Here is a 16,596-nt window from a genome sequence, read left to right on the forward strand (position 1 = left end):
TCATTTCATTTTTCTGCCATGGCACGCCGTTCCCGTTCCAGCTCATGCGCCAGCTGAAAGGCGTTCCAATTGCGATTGGTCTGGGTCAGCACTGCCTTATATGGGATCACCTGCCCAGCTGTCCGCAAAGTTTCCAGCAGACGGTCGATGCGGTTATTTTTCAGCCCGCACATGACCAGCATCCCTGTCCTCGGCAGTGTCGTATCTGCGGCTGCATCCGTGGAAACACTGACGTTGGCATAGCCGGCAAGGCTGCCCAGGCTTCGGGAATATTGTTCCGGTGGGACAATGATGGTGCGGAAACGGAGTTTTGCGGCGATTTGTTCCACTATCCCGGGGTCGGGCAGTCCGATGAGAAGCAGTTTTTCCATGATCATTCTCCTTGTGGTAGTTTGTCTGCATTATTATAGCATAGATTTGAAAGAATGTCCAGAGAAAATATATACGCAATGAAAACAGAAAATACAAGCATCAAATATACGTGTTTTGTAATACGAATTTCTTAAGTGGAAATAGATAAAATTACAAGAAAAATTTTGTCAATCTAGGATAATACCGCAAATTTACCTATTGTAATTTGAGGAATTCGTATGAAGCGTGCTGCCCACATCACATCGTTCCATACCTTAAAACATTACAACACCAATCTCTCTCCGCCTTGCTTCTCTAGTGATTATGCTTTCTTCGTCATCTGTAAGCAATATATCTGCATGGTCTAGCATATACATATCCGCACGAAAATAACATATATCAGAGTATTGTGTTTGCAGCATGACAACTTGATCTGCAAATTCATGTATGGCAAAAAACCGATCTCGAATCTCCTCACTCCAATTCGTTGCCTGTTCTTCATATGGCATTACAATACACAAAAATAAATCCCGATTTTTCTTTAACTCTAATATTATTTCAGCCGTCCATAGCGGAATACCATATTCACAGCTGCATAAAAAGCCCTCCACGCCTTGCAATACCAGTTGTTTTATCGCATCTCTCAATCGTAATTTTATCTCGTCATATTCCGATTTTTCCGCATCTATACCGAACGACAATTCAGACGATGCTTTTCCAGTGACCATGCAAAATCTCATATTTTTTCCTCCAAATATATCAATATCAAATTTCAGTAGTTATCTATAATATTTTTTTGCTTTATCACTACTACAACTTGATTATAACATATTTCTCAGAACAATTCAATATAAAATAACATAAATATTTGGAGTATACAAAGTTCTTTTTCATGTATGATATAGAAAAGGAGCTTGATAACCGTGTATGAAGAGTTTGTCAGAAACAGAATTACGCAGCTTCGCTTGAAAAAGAATGTTTCAGAATACCAGATGAGTTATGACTTGGGGCATAGCCGGGGTTACATTTATAATATATCTTCTGGAAAATCCCTGCCGCCTCTATCCGAGCTCTTTGCCATCTGTGAGTATTTTGAAATCACACCGGCGGAATTTTTTGATGAAAATCTATCCAGTCCAGAACTGATACAAAAGGCGCTGGACGGAATAAAACAACTAAACGATGACGACCTTTTACTGGTTCTGAACCTGATTGATCGTCTGACAAAATAAAGGGACCGTTGTAAACACAACAGTCCCTTTTCCATTACCTCTGGCGTTTGGGAAACGTCAATCTGATCTCCGTGCCCTTTCCCATTTCACTATCCATCTCAATAGCCGCATGATGCAGTGCGGCGCCGTGCTTCACAATAGACAAGCCCAGTCCAGTGCCGCCGACAGCCTTGGAATGGCTCTTATCCACCCGATAAAACCGCTCAAAGACACGTCCCTGCTCTGCCATGGGAATACCAATGCCAGTGTCCTTCACCGTCAATTCCACAGAATCTGTCGTCTGCTTTACGCTGACATAGACACGCCCACCTGGATGATTGTACTTCACAGCGTTTTCGCACAGATTATAGACCATTTCCGACAGTACCTGCCGCACACCAAATACAAGGCCATGAGTACCATTGATGACAAAGGTCACACTGTTTTTCTTTGCCACAGGAGCAAGCTGCTGCAACGCATCTCGGGCAATATCCAGCAAATCTACCTGTTCCCGTTCCAACGGCACCTGATCCTCGTCCAGCTGAGACAGTTTTATAATATCACCGATCAGCGTGATCAGACGCTGAGATTCGTCGTATATCTTCCCGGCAAAATGGGGAATATCCTCCTGCCGCACAATGCCGTTCCGGATGATCTCTGCAATGCCGGAAATGGAAGTCAGCGGCGTTTTCAACTCATGGGAAACATTCGCCGTAAACTCCCGGCGATACTGCTCCTGTTCCTCCTTTTCCGTAATATCCAGAACAAGAATTACTGCCCCCACCAGATCCTGCCCTGTATCCGGCTGACACACCGCATTGGCTAGGATCTGATACACTCTGCCGTCCAGTTCCAGCGTCTGCTGTGAGTGCCGTCCCCGCAGTGCGCTGTCCACTGCCGTCCGAAAACTTTCACTGCGATTTACCGCCAGAAGATTCAGATGTGTTTCATCCGAATGTATCCCGAAGATCCGCATAGCACTTTTGTTATACGAAAGAATCTGATAATTGCGGTCTACCACAAACAGCCCCTCGCTCATATTCTCTGTGATCATGGAAAATTCTTGCTGCTGCTTTCGGATTTCCTCCATTTTTGCATCAATTTCCCGGTTCTGGGCTGCAATACGCTGGAGAAAAGGGGAAAGTTCCTCATAGGTCTCCACCTGCTCCGGATGCTTCAGATCAATCTCACTGAAGGGACGCACGATTTTTTTGGATACTCGATAAGACAAAAGCCCGGAGAGAATGCACGCCGCCAGCAAAATAAAGAAAAAAGGCGACAGCATTCCGCCCATGAGAAAGAGCACCGAACTCTGCGCTTTGGAGATACGCACCACTGAACCGTCTCTGACACGTACTGCATAATAAATGGTATGCTCTGACAAGGTGGAGGATCTCCGAATGCTGGTGCCGGATTCGCCTTCCATTGCCTGCCTCACTTCTTCCCGGTCAGCATGATTTTCCATTTTCTCCGCATCATAGCAGTTATCATAGAGCACTGTGCCATCCGGGGCAATCCATGTAATACGGCAGTCCTTTTCCTCTAATGCGTCGAAGTAGGAAATCCCCTCATCCTCCACTCCCTGGATCACAAAGGATGCAGTTGTCGCCATCTGTTCCAGAAGCAGCTTTTCGAAGTGTTCGTACAGCACACCAGTGATCAGCGCCATACTCAGCATCAGCACGGATACTACCACAGTAATGGTGGAGAGAAAAATCTTCTTGGTCATGTTGTTCCATCTCCTGAGCGATAGCCGATACCTCTGACAGTTTCAATATATTTGCCGCATTCCCCCAGCTTCTGCCGCAGGTGGCGTACATGCACATCTACGGTACGGCTCTCTCCGTCAAAGGAATAGCCCCAGATCTGGTTCAGCAGCTGATCCCGGGTAAAGACCACTCCCGGATTTTCCAGCAACAGGCACAGCAGTTCAAATTCCTTCAGAGTCAGATTCACCGTTTCACCGGCAACCTGTACCACATGGCGTGTGGAATTTACGGTCAATTCTCCCAAATACAGAATTTTTTCTTCCGTAGGCTTCTCCGTCCGGCGCATAACCGCCTTAATACGTGCCACAAGCGCCATCATGCCAAAGGGCTTTGGCACATAATCATCTGCGCCGCAATCCAGTCCCACTACCTGGTCATATTCTGTTCCCTTTGCCGTCAGCATAATGACAGGCAATTCCCGGGTAGCTTTTTCCCTGCGGATCTTTTTCAAAATTTCCAGACCATCCTCTTCGGGCAGCATAATATCCAGAAGTACCAGTTCAGGCTTTTGCGCCGCCATGGCATTCCAAAACGCAGAAGGCAGCGCAAACCCCTGGGCCTCCATACCGGTACTGCGCAATGTATAGATCACTAACTCCCGGATGCTGTCATCATCTTCTACCAAATAAATCATATTACCGCCTTTCCTGCGTTCCGTTCCCGATAATACAAAAAGGAACGTCACACGGATGTTCCTTTCTTACCCTGTTATGGCGTTTTCGAATTCCGATCATTATTATAGTATCATGAATCTGACTGCACGTCAAGTAAATACATACAAAATTTCATATAATATATCCCTCACACATGATCTCCTGTAATGGCATAAATAACCCACTCGGAAACATTCACTGCATGGTCACCAATGCGCTCCAGATATTTCGCAATCATGAGCAGATCCATGGCATCCTCTGCCTTATCCTGATCCGTGCGGATCAGATCTGCCAGTTCACTGCGCACCTTACTGAACAGTGCATCCACCTTATCGTCTTCCTCCGCCACTTTCTTTGCAAGGGAAACGTCATGATTCACATAGGAATCCACACTGTCTGTTACCATAATAATGACTGCCTTTGCCATTTCCTTGATGTGCACCTTGCTGGAAAAGTCACGGAACGTTACATGCTTTGTGATATCCGCAATATCAAATGCCTGGTCGCCGATCCGTTCCAGATCTGAAATCATTTTCAGTGCCGAGGAAACCACACGCAGATCTGTTGCCACGGGCTGCTGCATCAGCAGGAGGCGCATACAAAGACGTTCGATATCCCGTTCGTACTGATCGATCTCCAATTCAATGTTGAAAACCTTTTCCGCAAGCTTTTCATCATCCTCCAGCATTCCTTGAATCGCAGCTGAAATAGCATCCTCACAAAGTGCACTCATCTGGATCATATTGGTTTTTAACGTTGCCAGCTGTGCATCGTAATAAATTCTCATCAACCGAACCTCCCTGAAATGTAATCCTCAGTACGTTTATCCTGGGGTTTGGAGAACAGCTGTTCTGTTTCCGCATATTCGATCACTTCACCCAGGAGGAAAAATGCAGTACGGTCAGAAACACGTGTTGCCTGCTGCATGTTATGCGTAACAATGATAATGGTATACTCACTTTTCAGCGACATGACCAGATCTTCCACTTTTGACGTAGAAATGGGATCCAATGCACTGGTCGGCTCATCCATGAGGAGTACCTCGGGATGTACTGCCAGGGCACGTGCGATACACAGACGCTGCTGCTGTCCGCCGGACATCCCCAGAGCACTCTTGTTCAGCCGATCCTTGACCTCATCCCAGATGGCGGCATCCCGAAGCGATTTTTCCACAATTTCATCCAGCTTTGCCTTGGAATGAATGCCATGGGTGCGTGGTCCGTATGCAATGTTGTCATAGATACTCATGGGGAATGGATTTGCCTTCTGAAACACCATACCCACACGCTTGCGCAGCATGTTCACATCCATATTGCCATAAATATCTTCTCCATCCAGACGGATATCGCCGGTGATCTTACAGCCCTCTACCAGATCATTCATGCGGTTCAGGGATTTCAGCAGCGTGGATTTGCCGCAGCCGGACGGCCCGATAAATGCGCTGACCTCATGTTCCGGCAGTTCCAGATTGATGTTTTTCAACGCATGGAATGTACCGTAATACAAATCCATATCGTGAATTTCAAATTTTGCCATACTTTTTCTCTCCTACTTTTTGGTCAGTTTCTTTGCCACAAAGCTGGACAATGCATTGATCACGATCACCATTACCAGCAGTACTACCGCAGTAGCATAGGCTGCATCCATGTACTTGCCCTCACAGAGGAGCTGATACATGTGCACTGCCAGTGTACGGCAGGGCTTCAGCAGACCGGTACATACATCAGTAGAAGTACCGGCTGTATACATCAGCGCCGCAGTTTCACCCACGATTCGTCCGATGGCGAGAATGACGCCTGCCAGAATCCCCGGCACGGCACTGGGCAGGATGATGCGGAAAATCGTCCGCAGGCGTCCTGCACCCAGACCAAAACTGCCTTCCCGGAAAGAATCCGGTACGCTGAGCAGCGCCTCTTCCGTGGTACGCATGATCAGGGGCAGTACCATGAGCGCCATAGTGATCGCACCGCCCAGCAGGGAATATCCGAATTTGCAGGCAATGACAAAGGCAAGAAATCCGAACAGACCAAATACGATGGACGGGATACCCTGAAGCGTTTCCGTCGTCATACGGATGATCTTCACCAGGGTCATCTGAAATTTACTGCCCCGGTTGGAGTATTCCACCAGATAGATGGCAGAGCATACGCCAATGGGAACGGCGATAATCAATGTGAGCAGCGTCATCAGCAGCGTATTGATAATTGCCGGCATCATGGAGCAGTTTTCTGTGGTATATTTCCATTCAAACAGAGACAGATGGATATTGGGCACACCCTTTACCACAATATAAACGATCAGACTGAGCAATACGCCTACGGTGATAGCCGCAGCGAGAATGGTCACGATCAAAACCACCAGAGAGCCTGGGTGATGCCGATAGGCCGCCATTTTTTGCTTGAACGTCTGCTGATTGATCCCCACAATGGATTCCACATTTGTTTCGTTCATTTGTTCTCCTTCTTCTTCACCAGAGAGAAGCACACATTAATGATCAGGATAAAGACGAACAGTACCACACCTGTACCGATCAGTGCTCCTCTATGTAAGTCGGTAGCATAGCCCATTTCCATAACAATATTTGCCGTCATGGTACGGGCTCCCTGTAACAGACTCTTCGGTAAAACCGGCTGGTTTCCGGCGATCATAACCACTGCCATGGTCTCACCGATAGCACGGCCTACGCCCAGAATAATACCGGCCATAATACCGGATTTCGCTGCCGGCAGTGTGGCACAGTATACACTGCGCTCATGGGTCGCACCCAGTGCCAGAGAGCCTTCATAATAACTGCCCGGCACTGCACGGAGAGACGACTCTGAGATCTCAATGATCGTCGGCAGGATCATGATACCCAGCAGGATTCCAGCTGTCAGAATGGATTTTCCTGTGCCAAAAATGCTCTGCATGATGGGCACAAGAACGACCAGACCGAAGAAACCATACACAATGGACGGAATACCTGCCAGCAGGGAGATCGCCGGTTTCAGAATCTTATACAACCCTTTCGGGCAAAAGTGTGCCATAAAGATGGAACACAGCAGACCAATGGGAACGCCCACAAGAATTGCAATGCCCGTGGCATAAATACTACCGATGATCATGGGCAGTATTCCAAATTCACCTTCCTGGGGTTTCCAGACCATGCCGCCCAGGAATTTTAGCGGTCCGATCTCCGCAATTGCCGGCAGACCATTCACAAACAGGAAGATGCAGATCATAGCAACGGCAACAATAGAAATACATGCCGCCACCAGAAAGACAAACTTCATGATGGACTCACGATATTTTTTCATGAACTTCTCCCTTTCGAGAATACTCTATTGCAGTTTTCCCTGCAATTATTCTGCGGTCAGGCTGGACCAATCGGTGATCTCCCCTGTATAAATCTGCTTGATCTGATCCAAGGTCATTTCCTCTACGGCGTTATCCTTATTGACAATCACAGCGATACCATCCATTGCAAGAACCGTACTCTTGACGCCTGTCTCGCTTTCCTTCAGTTCACGGGATGCCATGCCGATATCGCAGATGCCTTCCTGAGTAGATGTGACACCAGTAGTAGAATCGCTCTGCTGTACATCAACGGTAACATCCGGGTTTACATTTGCATAAGCCTCTTTCAGCTTAGTCATAACCGGTGTGACAGAAGAAGAGCCTGCTACAACAACGCTGCCGCTTGCACCATTGCTTGTATAACTCTCGGTGTTTACCGGAATATAGCCCTCTTCGGAAATTACAGTTGCAGCATCTGTGCTCATGATGTAATTAAAGAAATCCTGTGCTGCATCACTCAGGTTGCTTTCCTTTGTAATGATATTGAACGGACGGGAAATCGCATAGCTGCCGTTTTCCACATTGTCTGTGGTTGCCTCTACCCCCTCAATGGTCAGTGCCTTCACGGAATCATCCAGAGAGCCCATGGAAACATAGCCAATGGCAGATGCATTGCCAGCAACGGTAGTCAGCATAACAGCTGTGCTGTTGGTCACTTCTGCGCTGGAAATGGTATTGTCCTTGTCATCCTCTGCAATGCCGCAGAGTTCTGTAAATGCACCTCTGGTACCAGAGCCATCCTCACGGGTGATAACAGAGATCGCACCGCTTGCACCGCCGCAGCCGGTGAGGCTGCCTGCCAGTACACTGATTGCCGCAGCAGCTGCTGCCATTTTAATTCCATTTTTCATAAGTAATACTCCATTCTCTTCCTGAATTTGTTCCCTTGGGGAACATCTTTATTTCCCTGTTCCAATGAACAATTCTATTATATCAGCCCTATGTAAACTCTATCATCCCGGCAATGTTAAATCTATGCTAAATGTGAAATCCAGCGGATACACTTTTGTTAATTCGAATAAAAACACGCAATTTCGAAGATTTCTGCATTGTAAAAATTAACATACAATGTAAATCTCAGAGAAACCGGCTTGCACGATCTCTAGTCAGAACATGTAGGGGCATTCGTCATGTTCGGGAACGGTGGGAGCAAGTCCCCACCCTACGTATAATTCCGATTTTCATAGGATTTCTTTTATCTTATCAAAAACAGTATGGATTCTGTCAATTTCACCAAAGCTGTTGCATTTTCCCACAAAGCATGCTATACTATAGAAAAAACTGAAAGGATGATTTCCATGGATTTTCTGACATTGGCAAAAAAGCGCTGTTCCATCCGTTCCTACGAGGACAAGCCCATCGAACCGGAAAAGCTACAGGCAGTTCTGGAGGCCGGACGGCTCGCACCCACCGGCGTGAATCTTCAGGAGCAGCGCCTGCTGGTAGTACAATCCCCCGAGGGCATTGCAAAAGTCGCAGAGGCCGTGGTGAAGCCAGATGCCTATACCGCAAAGGCTTTCATCATCGTCTGCGCAGAAAAGGACGCCGCATGGACACGGAAATTTGACGGACATAACATCTACGAAATCGATGCTTCTATTGTTACTACATATATGATGCTCGCTGCCACGGAACAGGGACTGGGTTCTCTCTGGGTATGCCGATTCCAGCCGGATATGCTTCGTGAAGCTTTCCATATCCCGGAAAAATACATTCCCGTGAATATCCTCTGCCTGGGCTATGCAAAACCGGAAGCGGTAAAGCCTGCTGATCGCTATGACACTGACCGCAAACCTCTGGAAGAAACTGTGTGGTATGAGTCTTTTGACGCATAAGTTTTGCTGAATTCCCATAAAAACCAAAAGCACCTGATTGCGGTTTCAGGTGCTTTTTTGATTCCTACTGTATTTTTTGTTGTGGTGAAACTTTTTGCCTGTTTCGTGTATCTAATAGGCAAAGGGAAGGAGGCGAGCACCCATGATGGAACAGATCCTTGCGGCAAGAGACGGAGACAGCGAAGCCTTTATTTCGCTGATGGAGGCATACAAACCGGAGCTGTACCGAACAGCACGTGCCATTCTGCACAACGACACCGATGCAGCCGATGCCATACAGGAGACCATACTCACCTGCTGGCAGAAGATCCACACCTTGCGCAAGCCGGAATATTGTAAAACATGGGTCACACGCATCTGCATCAACTGCTGTAAAAAAATCCTGCGGCAAAATCGGAATATCGTCTATGTGGACAGCTACGACGGTATTGAACCGGTAACTGAGGAACACGCCTATGCAACGGATTCCCTTTTACAGAAGATCGACAGCCGCTATGCGGTGATACTCTCGCTCTACTATAAGGGCGGTTATTCTGTCAGGGAAATTGCAGAAATGATGCACATGAACGAAAACACCGTGAAAACAAGACTGTCCCGGGGCAGGAGCGCCTGCCGCAAAATCAGCCTTTCGGAAGAATCGACAGGAGGTATCTGATATGAACAAGTATGATAACTATTCCCCATCCAACGACAATCTGCCGGAGATCGTGGAAGAAAAATGCCAGGAGGCATATGCGCAGATCCGTCTTGAATCAGCATCCGGTAAAAAGTGCAGCCATTGGAGTGTCCGCAAAAAAGCAGCCGCCATTGTCTCCGTGGCAGCGGCAGCAGCACTGGGGATCACCTTTGCTGCTCCGGCAGTGGCATCTTCGGAGATCATGCAGAATATTTATGCGTTTTTTTCAAGTGAAGCAGTCTATTCCAAGGATCCAGCCACACAGAACAACCTTTCTCCTTATGCACAGTTAGTACAAAAAGAAACAGATGGACAAAATGGAACACTTCACGTGGAAAGCGTTTACTTTGACGGTGATAATATCAGCATGACCCTACGGCTTACAGATTTACCGGAGAATATGCTAGAGAGCACTTGTCTCAGCGCACCAATCGAAGCAACACTCGGTGGGCAAGAGTTAAAATTCCGTGACATCACTGGTGAATTTGCTGTAGATTCGGAAACTGGAGTGATTGCCTCTATGTCAGAAGAAGCCGAGGGAAAAACCACCTATGCAACCATGAGCCTGGCAGGATTTGTAAAGTCTGACAATGGATATTGTACTGTTTTAACAGCTCCCTATGATGGTGAAATAAAAGACACACTCCCTTTGCAACTGTCGATTCCTTATTACAGAGGCAGTAATTCAAGTATTCAAATTCTGGCTTCTGAAACAGAAGACGGAAGCCGTTGCTATGAGCCAAAGGACATCGGCATTTGTCAAGCTAACCTTTCTCTGGAAACAACTGTCCCATACCAGTCTGGATTGAAAACCACTTATGACGTCCAAGAGACAAAAAACGGCATTACATTGGAACACATCATTGTTTCACCATTTTCCATTGAAATCGCCATGTCTGGTGATTTCGGAGAATATGATACCGTATATATCACTGATCAGAATCAAAATTCGTATCAGCCCATTTTTGACACGGACACTCCCCTAAGTTTCAACGGCGTCTCCACATGGGAAGCTCCCTTAATAGATGCGACCTCCATTTCCATTACAATTGTTCCAGATAAAGGAGAAATGGAAGATGGGGAAACTTGTTTCACTGTTCCCATTGAAAAAGGCTATCGTTCTCCGGCAGTCAATCATTTTGATACAGCCGGCGGAAATGATATCACCTACATTCCTCCTTTGGATGAATAAACACATTCACAATTTTTTCTTCCCCTAGATTTTTCTCCTTATGACAAAAGGCAGATACCGCCAAGTTCCGGCGGCATCTACCTTTTTTGCATATTCCGATTTACTCGTAATCAAACACATTTACCCAGCGCAGCAGGAAATCCCGTTCCTGGGGATTGTCTTTCACCAGCTGTGACGCTGCCACAATGGGCAGCCACTGGGACACATACTGTTTTGCCACATCGTTCATGTCGCAGAACATATCCAGATATAATTCCGCCCAGTCATCCCTGCCGCTAAGCCGGAACATGAGATATGTCCGTGCTGCATCTGCACTACCATTTCCCTGGGTGGCATGTGACCAGTCAATGACATACAGTCTGCCATCCTTATCCACAATGACGTTGCTGGGATTGAAATCCCCGTGGCAAACCTTGATGTGATCCGGCATGGCGTTCAAACGGGTGTGCAGGTCATAGCGTGTGGTGGCATCCAGCCCGGATTGGCTGATCTTTCGGTTCATTTTGTCCTTGAGCTTCGTCAGCAGCGGCGAACGCTTGCTCTGGATCTCCTTTTGCAGCAGCACAAATTGTTCCATATAGCTGTGCATCCGGTCAGGATTGGTTTCCATAAGGGACTGTAGCGTCTCTCCTTCCACAAATTCCGTGACGATCGCCCATTTTCCCTCTACCTTGCGCACTTCCAACAGCTTCGGGATACGCAGGCCAGTCTCCTCCACACGAGCCTGGTTCAGGGCTTCGTTAAGAATGTCCGACTTCTTAAAACCGTGACCGAACACCTTTACACGAGTGTTTCCCTCTCGATAGCTGGTCTTTTCCCGGCTTTCCAACAATGGTTCCATACATCGATTCCTCCTCAGGCTCATGCGCCGTAATATGCTTTCAGGTACATCTCACGAATTTCCGAGATCAGCGGATAACGTGGATTTGCGCCAGTGCACTGGTCATCGAACGCCTGTTCGCTCATTTCATCCAGAGTCTCCAGGAATGCAGTTTCTTCGATGCCATACTCCCGGATGCTCTTCTTGATGCCTACCAGCGCCTTCAGTTCTTCGATCTTTGCAATGAAGTTCTCAAATACTTCTTCATCCGTTTCGCCTGTCACGCCCACAAATCGTGCACATTCGCAGTAGCGGGACAGTGCCTTGGGATAGGGATACTGGGAGAACGTTCCCATTTTCCGGGGTGCTTCTGCAATATTATACCGCATGACCTCCGTAATGAGAATGGCATTGGCAACGCCGTGGGGCAGATGGTGGAATGCCCCCAGCTTGTGCGCCATAGAGTGGCACACGCCCAGGAATGCATTGGCAAACGCCATACCAGCCATAGTAGACGCATTCGCCATCTTCTCCCGTGCCAGAGGCGCATTTGCGCCGTTTTCGTAGCACTCCGGCAGATAGGTGAAGATATTTTTCAGTGCCTGCAACGCCAGCCCATCGGTATAATCCGTTGCCATAACAGATGCGTATGCCTCCAGTGCATGGGTCATGGCATCAACACCGGATGCCGCCGTCAGTCCCTTGGGCTGAGACATCATAAGATCCGTGTCAATGATCGCCATATTGGGCAGCAGCTGATAATCCGCCAACGGATACTTCGTTCCGGTTGTCTCATCGGTAATGACTGCAAAGGGCGTTACTTCCGAACCGGTACCAGACGAGGTGGGAACGGCGATAAAATACGCCTTTCCGCCCATTTCCGGAAATTCGTAAGTGCGCTTTCGGATATCCAGGAAACGCATTGCCATATCTGCAAAATCTGCCTCCGGATGTTCATACAGCACCCACATGATCTTTGCCGCATCCATTGCCGAGCCGCCGCCCAAAGCAATAATCACATCCGGCTCAAAGGTGCGCATCAGCGCCGCACCTTCCTTGGCGCAGGCAAGGGTGGGGTCGGGCTGAACATCGGAAAAGATCTGGTATGCCACGCCCATTTTTTGCAGGGGTTCTGTCACACAGGAGGTCATACCACTTTTGAACAGGAACTGATCCGTCACAATAAAAGCACGCTTCCGATGCAGCACCTCTTCGATCTCACGCAGTGCCACCGGCAAGCAGCCTTTTTTAAAGTACACCTTCTGAGGCGTGCGGAACCACAGCATATTTTCTCTCCTCTCAGCCACTGTCTTGATATTCAGCAAATGTTTCACGCCGACGTTTTCCGAAACGGAATTTCCGCCCCAGGAACCGCAGCCCAGGGTCAGGGACGGTGCCAGATTGAAGTTATACAAATCGCCGATACCGCCGTGAGAGGACGGTGTATTCACCACGATACGGCAGGCTTTCATCCGGTCTGCGAAAATGGCAATTTTTTCCCGCTGCTGCACCTCATCTACATACAAAGATGCGGTATGACCATAGCCGCCGTCCTTGATGAGCCGGTCGGCATACTGCACTGCCTGTTCAAAATTCTCCGCACGATACATTGCCAGCACCGGAGACAGCTTTTCGTGGGCAAATTCCTCACTGATCTCCACAGAGGTGACCTCGCCGATGAGCACCCGTGTTTCCTCCGGCACATCTACTTCCGCAAGGGCTGCAATTTTTGCCGCCGGCTGCCCTACGATCTTACTATTCAAAGAACCGTTAATGAGAATGGTCTTGCGTACCTTTTCTGTCTCCTCCGGCGAGAGGAAATAACAGCCACGCTTCTGGAATTCGGCACGGACGGCATCATAAATTTTCGTATCCACGATCACCGACTGCTCCGAAGCACAGATCATACCATTGTCAAAGGTCTTGGAATGCACAATGGAGTTCACAGCCTTCCGGATATCTGCTGAAGCGTCAATGACTGCAGGGGTATTGCCGGCACCTACACCCAGGGCAGGCTTACCGCTGGAATAGGCTGCACGTACCATACCAGGGCCGCCTGTTGCCAGAATAATATCTGCCTCCCGCATGAGGGTATTGGTCATTTCCAGAGACGGCACATCGATCCAGCCAATGATATCCTTCGGCGCACCGGCTTTCACCGCTGCATCCAGGACGATTTTCGCCGCTGCAATGGTGCTGCCCTTGGCACGGGGATGGGGTGAGATCAAGATAGCATTGCGTGTCTTCAGGCAAATCAGTGCCTTGAAAATCGCAGTAGAAGTGGGATTCGTTGTGGGAATTACCGCCGCCACAACGCCGATAGGTTCTGCAATGCGCATAGTGCCATAGGCAGGATCTTCTTCGATGACACCGCAGGTTTTGGTGTTTTTATAGGCGTTGTAGATATACTCAGAGGCATAATTATTCTTAATGACCTTATCCTCTACCACACCCATACCGGTTTCTTCCACTGCCATTTTTGCCAGCGAAAGCCGTGCATGGTTTGCCGCAAGTGCAGCAGCCCGGAAGATCCGATCCACCTGTTCCTGTGTGTATTCCGCATACTGCTCCTGCGCACGGCGCACCTGAGCCAACTTGCGTTCCAGTGCAGGAACACCATCCACCAACGGTCTGTTGTTTTCATTATGATCCATCATATCATTACTCCTATTCTGAATCAGGACGGAACACTTCTGCGACAAGATGCGCAGCGATCCCCACCTGCGGCACCGTTGTCACCTACATTATACCACATGGAAAGATGCTCCGTCAATAGTGGGCTGACAAGGCTGAATTTTGTTTTCGATACGTGTTTGTAGTGGGAGATATCATCCGTCCGCATTTTTCGGTTGAAAAGCCTTTGCCTGCGGGCGGCTAATAGCCGTCCCTACATATCTGCTTATTTTACCCACGCATTAGAGCCTGTTTAGCATCTTTTCGCACGCATCTTTTCGGTGAATTTTGTCGGTTTCTGCGTTAAAAATTCTTGCCATACGCCAGTATGCCTGCGAATTTTCGCCTTGAAATCGGCAAAAATTCCCTCGAAAATCTGCGTACGCCAAGATACTAAACAGGCTCTTACAACACACAAATCACCCCACCCCGTTTTGACAGGAACTGCGCAGTTGCTTTGTTATAATGGACACAGAGGTGATAGCAGTGCAAACGATTTATCTGGACGTTCTGCTGGTGCAGAGCCTCTATGTCAATTATTTTTTGCTGCGTGCTGCTGCAAAAATCACGCATTCCCGATTGCGATTGCTGCGCTGTTTCCTGACGGCTGCCGGCAGCAGTCTGTTTTCCCTGCTGATCCTGCTGCCGCCCCTGCCAATACTGCTCCAGCTGGTCTGCAAGCTTCTGGCAGCGGCGGTGACGGTCACCATGGCGTTCGGAATCCATCGAGAAAGCTGGCTTCGGCAGTTCGGCTGCTTTTTTGCATGCAATTTTCTCCTGGCAGGTCTGCTTCTAGCAGTCAGCAGCCTTTCCAGCCATGGATTTGCCACCTGGGGGAACAGTTATTGCTATCTGGATTTTTCCCTGTTACAGTTGATTCTATTCACTGCACTGGCATATTCTTTGCTGCATTTATGCAGTCTGCTGCGAAACCGCCGCCGTCATACCGATGACCGCTTTCAAGTATTTCTGCGGCTCGGTGAAAAAACAGCTGCACTGCCAGGACTTGCTGACACAGGAAACAACCTGACTGACATGTTTTCCGGCATACCGGTAATCATTTGCAGCAAAGAAATGCTTTCCGATGTGCTGGATGACAGAGCCGTGGAAACACTCCGGGGATATCGCCTGGTGCCCTGTACTACCGTAACAGCCCAAGGGCTAATCCCCGTATTCCGTCCGGATGAAGTCTGTATCCGGAATCTTTCCACCGGAAAGAGCCGTGCTGTAGACGTCATGATCGGCATCAGCGGCAGTCAGGAAAGCGCCATTTTTCACCCCAATCTGATGGAATAACAGAAAGGAACCTGAACATGCAATCATTATTCTGGAAACTTCAACTTTTTTTCACCCAGCTTCGAGAAAAACTCGCTGCGCCATGCCGAGTGGACTATATTAACGGTACGGACACCTTGCCGCCACCCCTTTCTAAAGAAGAGGAACAAACGGTTTTTGCCGCTTTGGAGCAAGGCGATCCCCATGCACGGGAAACGCTCATTGTCCACAATCTGCGATTGGTGGTGTACATCGCACGAAAATTCGAATCCTCCGGTCTGGGACTGGAGGATCTCATTTCCATCGGTACCATCGGTCTTATCAAAGCCGTGGAGACATTTTGTCCTGCAAAAAAAATTAAGCTCGCCACCTATGCCTCTCGCTGTATCGAAAATGAAATTCTCATGGTACTGCGCAAGAATACCCAGACACGAGGGGAGATCTCCATTGATGAACCGCTGAGCGCCGATTGGGACGGCAATGAGCTGCTGCTTTCCGATATTCTCGGCACAGACGAGGATATTGTCTGTAAGGATATTGAAACAGAAGCCGAACGAGAAATGCTCCGGGCGGCTGTGTCCGAACTGGGCGAACGGGAACAGGAGATCATGCAGATGCGCTTCGGGCTAGCTGGCGGACGGGAACGTACACAGAAAGAAGTAGCAGAAGCCATCGGCATTTCCCAATCCTATATCTCACGGCTGGAAAAAAAGATCATCCGAAAGCTACGCTGCAAGCTGGAAGAGGCTGACCAACCGCTCACTGGGAAATCATAATAATACACACAATAAAAAAAACAGCCGCA

Annotated in this window: 17 protein-coding genes; 6 read left to right on the forward strand and 11 right to left on the reverse strand. The window is 48.3% G+C overall.

The features are described from left to right. Positions 1 to 5: 5 nt before the first annotated feature. Both QZ375_RS01595 and QZ375_RS01600 read right to left on the reverse strand, forming a co-directional pair. On the reverse strand, positions 6 to 371 hold the full coding sequence (locus tag QZ375_RS01595) for a DUF3783 domain-containing protein (RefSeq protein ID WP_295214246.1): 366 nt from the start codon (positions 369 to 371) through the stop codon (positions 6 to 8). 255 nt (positions 372 to 626) lie between these two features. Beyond that, entirely contained in the window at positions 627 to 1,091 is a 465-nt protein-coding gene (locus tag QZ375_RS01600; RefSeq protein ID WP_295214248.1) for an SLOG family protein, read from the reverse strand. A gap of 183 nt (positions 1,092 to 1,274) precedes the next feature. Between QZ375_RS01600 and QZ375_RS01605 the strand changes: the two genes are divergently transcribed. Beyond that, positions 1,275 to 1,583 (forward strand): helix-turn-helix transcriptional regulator, encoded by a 309-nt coding sequence (locus QZ375_RS01605; protein WP_295214250.1) that lies wholly within the window; start codon positions 1,275 to 1,277, stop codon positions 1,581 to 1,583. A gap of 34 nt (positions 1,584 to 1,617) precedes the next feature. On the opposite strand, the gene QZ375_RS01610 is transcribed toward QZ375_RS01605, so the two are convergent. The 7 genes from QZ375_RS01610 to QZ375_RS01640 form a co-directional block, all read right to left on the reverse strand. Continuing rightward, positions 1,618 to 3,291 carry an ATP-binding protein gene (locus tag QZ375_RS01610; RefSeq protein WP_295214252.1) on the reverse strand — a complete coding sequence of 558 codons (1,674 nt, stop codon included), beginning with the start codon at positions 3,289 to 3,291 and terminating at the stop codon, positions 1,618 to 1,620. Further along, positions 3,288 to 3,965, reverse strand: a complete 678-nt coding sequence (locus tag QZ375_RS01615) for a response regulator transcription factor (protein ID WP_295214254.1) — start codon at positions 3,963 to 3,965, stop codon at positions 3,288 to 3,290. The genes QZ375_RS01610 and QZ375_RS01615 overlap by 4 nt, the downstream gene beginning before the upstream one ends. A 167-nt stretch (positions 3,966 to 4,132) precedes the next feature. Beyond that, complete coding sequence (gene phoU / locus QZ375_RS01620) at positions 4,133 to 4,771, reverse strand: phosphate signaling complex protein PhoU (RefSeq protein ID WP_295214256.1); 639 nt, start codon at positions 4,769 to 4,771, stop codon at positions 4,133 to 4,135. Continuing rightward, entirely contained in the window at positions 4,771 to 5,520 is a 750-nt protein-coding gene (pstB, locus tag QZ375_RS01625) for a phosphate ABC transporter ATP-binding protein PstB (RefSeq protein WP_295214258.1), read from the reverse strand. Before pstB ends, phoU begins: the two co-directional genes overlap by 1 nt. Positions 5,521 to 5,532: 12 nt before the next feature. Further along, complete coding sequence (pstA, locus tag QZ375_RS01630) at positions 5,533 to 6,435, reverse strand: phosphate ABC transporter permease PstA (RefSeq protein WP_295214261.1); 903 nt, start codon at positions 6,433 to 6,435, stop codon at positions 5,533 to 5,535. Then, positions 6,432 to 7,280, reverse strand: coding sequence for a phosphate ABC transporter permease subunit PstC (gene pstC / locus QZ375_RS01635; RefSeq protein WP_295214263.1), 849 nt, complete (start codon positions 7,278 to 7,280; stop codon positions 6,432 to 6,434). Before pstC ends, pstA begins: the two co-directional genes overlap by 4 nt. A gap of 45 nt (positions 7,281 to 7,325) precedes the next feature. Then, a complete protein-coding gene (locus QZ375_RS01640; protein WP_295214265.1) occupies positions 7,326 to 8,171 on the reverse strand; it encodes a substrate-binding domain-containing protein in 846 nt (281 codons plus the stop codon). A 447-nt stretch (positions 8,172 to 8,618) separates the two neighbouring features. Between QZ375_RS01640 and QZ375_RS01645 the strand changes: the two genes are divergently transcribed. From QZ375_RS01645 to QZ375_RS01655, 3 genes are all read left to right on the forward strand, one after another. Continuing rightward, positions 8,619 to 9,155 carry a nitroreductase family protein gene (locus QZ375_RS01645; protein ID WP_295214267.1) on the forward strand — a complete coding sequence of 179 codons (537 nt, stop codon included), beginning with the start codon at positions 8,619 to 8,621 and terminating at the stop codon, positions 9,153 to 9,155. Positions 9,156 to 9,297: 142 nt separating this feature from the next. Then, positions 9,298 to 9,810, forward strand: coding sequence for an RNA polymerase sigma factor (locus QZ375_RS01650; RefSeq protein ID WP_295214269.1), 513 nt, complete (start codon positions 9,298 to 9,300; stop codon positions 9,808 to 9,810). Between the two features lies 1 nt (position 9,811). Beyond that, on the forward strand, positions 9,812 to 11,023 hold the full coding sequence (locus tag QZ375_RS01655; RefSeq protein WP_295214271.1) for a DUF4179 domain-containing protein: 1,212 nt from the start codon (positions 9,812 to 9,814) through the stop codon (positions 11,021 to 11,023). Positions 11,024 to 11,123: 100 nt separating this feature from the next. Here QZ375_RS01655 and QZ375_RS01660 read toward each other — a convergent pair whose 3' ends face one another. After that, positions 11,124 to 11,864, reverse strand: coding sequence for an aminoglycoside phosphotransferase family protein (locus tag QZ375_RS01660; protein WP_295214273.1), 741 nt, complete (start codon positions 11,862 to 11,864; stop codon positions 11,124 to 11,126). A 20-nt stretch (positions 11,865 to 11,884) separates the two neighbouring features. Further along, positions 11,885 to 14,497, reverse strand: a complete 2,613-nt coding sequence (gene adhE, locus QZ375_RS01665) for a bifunctional acetaldehyde-CoA/alcohol dehydrogenase (protein WP_295214345.1) — start codon at positions 14,495 to 14,497, stop codon at positions 11,885 to 11,887. 505 nt (positions 14,498 to 15,002) lie between these two features. Between adhE and QZ375_RS01670 the strand changes: the two genes are divergently transcribed. Together QZ375_RS01670 and sigE are read left to right on the forward strand one after the other, a co-directional pair. Next, the gene (locus tag QZ375_RS01670; protein WP_295214276.1) at positions 15,003 to 15,812 is read left to right on the forward strand and encodes a sigma-E processing peptidase SpoIIGA; all 810 of its coding nucleotides are present in this window, start codon (positions 15,003 to 15,005) and stop codon (positions 15,810 to 15,812) included. A gap of 17 nt (positions 15,813 to 15,829) precedes the next feature. Further along, positions 15,830 to 16,567, forward strand: a complete 738-nt coding sequence (gene sigE / locus QZ375_RS01675; RefSeq protein WP_295214278.1) for an RNA polymerase sporulation sigma factor SigE — start codon at positions 15,830 to 15,832, stop codon at positions 16,565 to 16,567. The last annotated feature ends 29 nt before the right edge of the window (positions 16,568 to 16,596 follow it).

The organism is Ruminococcus sp. (assembly GCF_019417665.1).
Lineage (GTDB): Bacteria > Bacillota > Clostridia > Oscillospirales > Ruminococcaceae > Ruminococcus_C.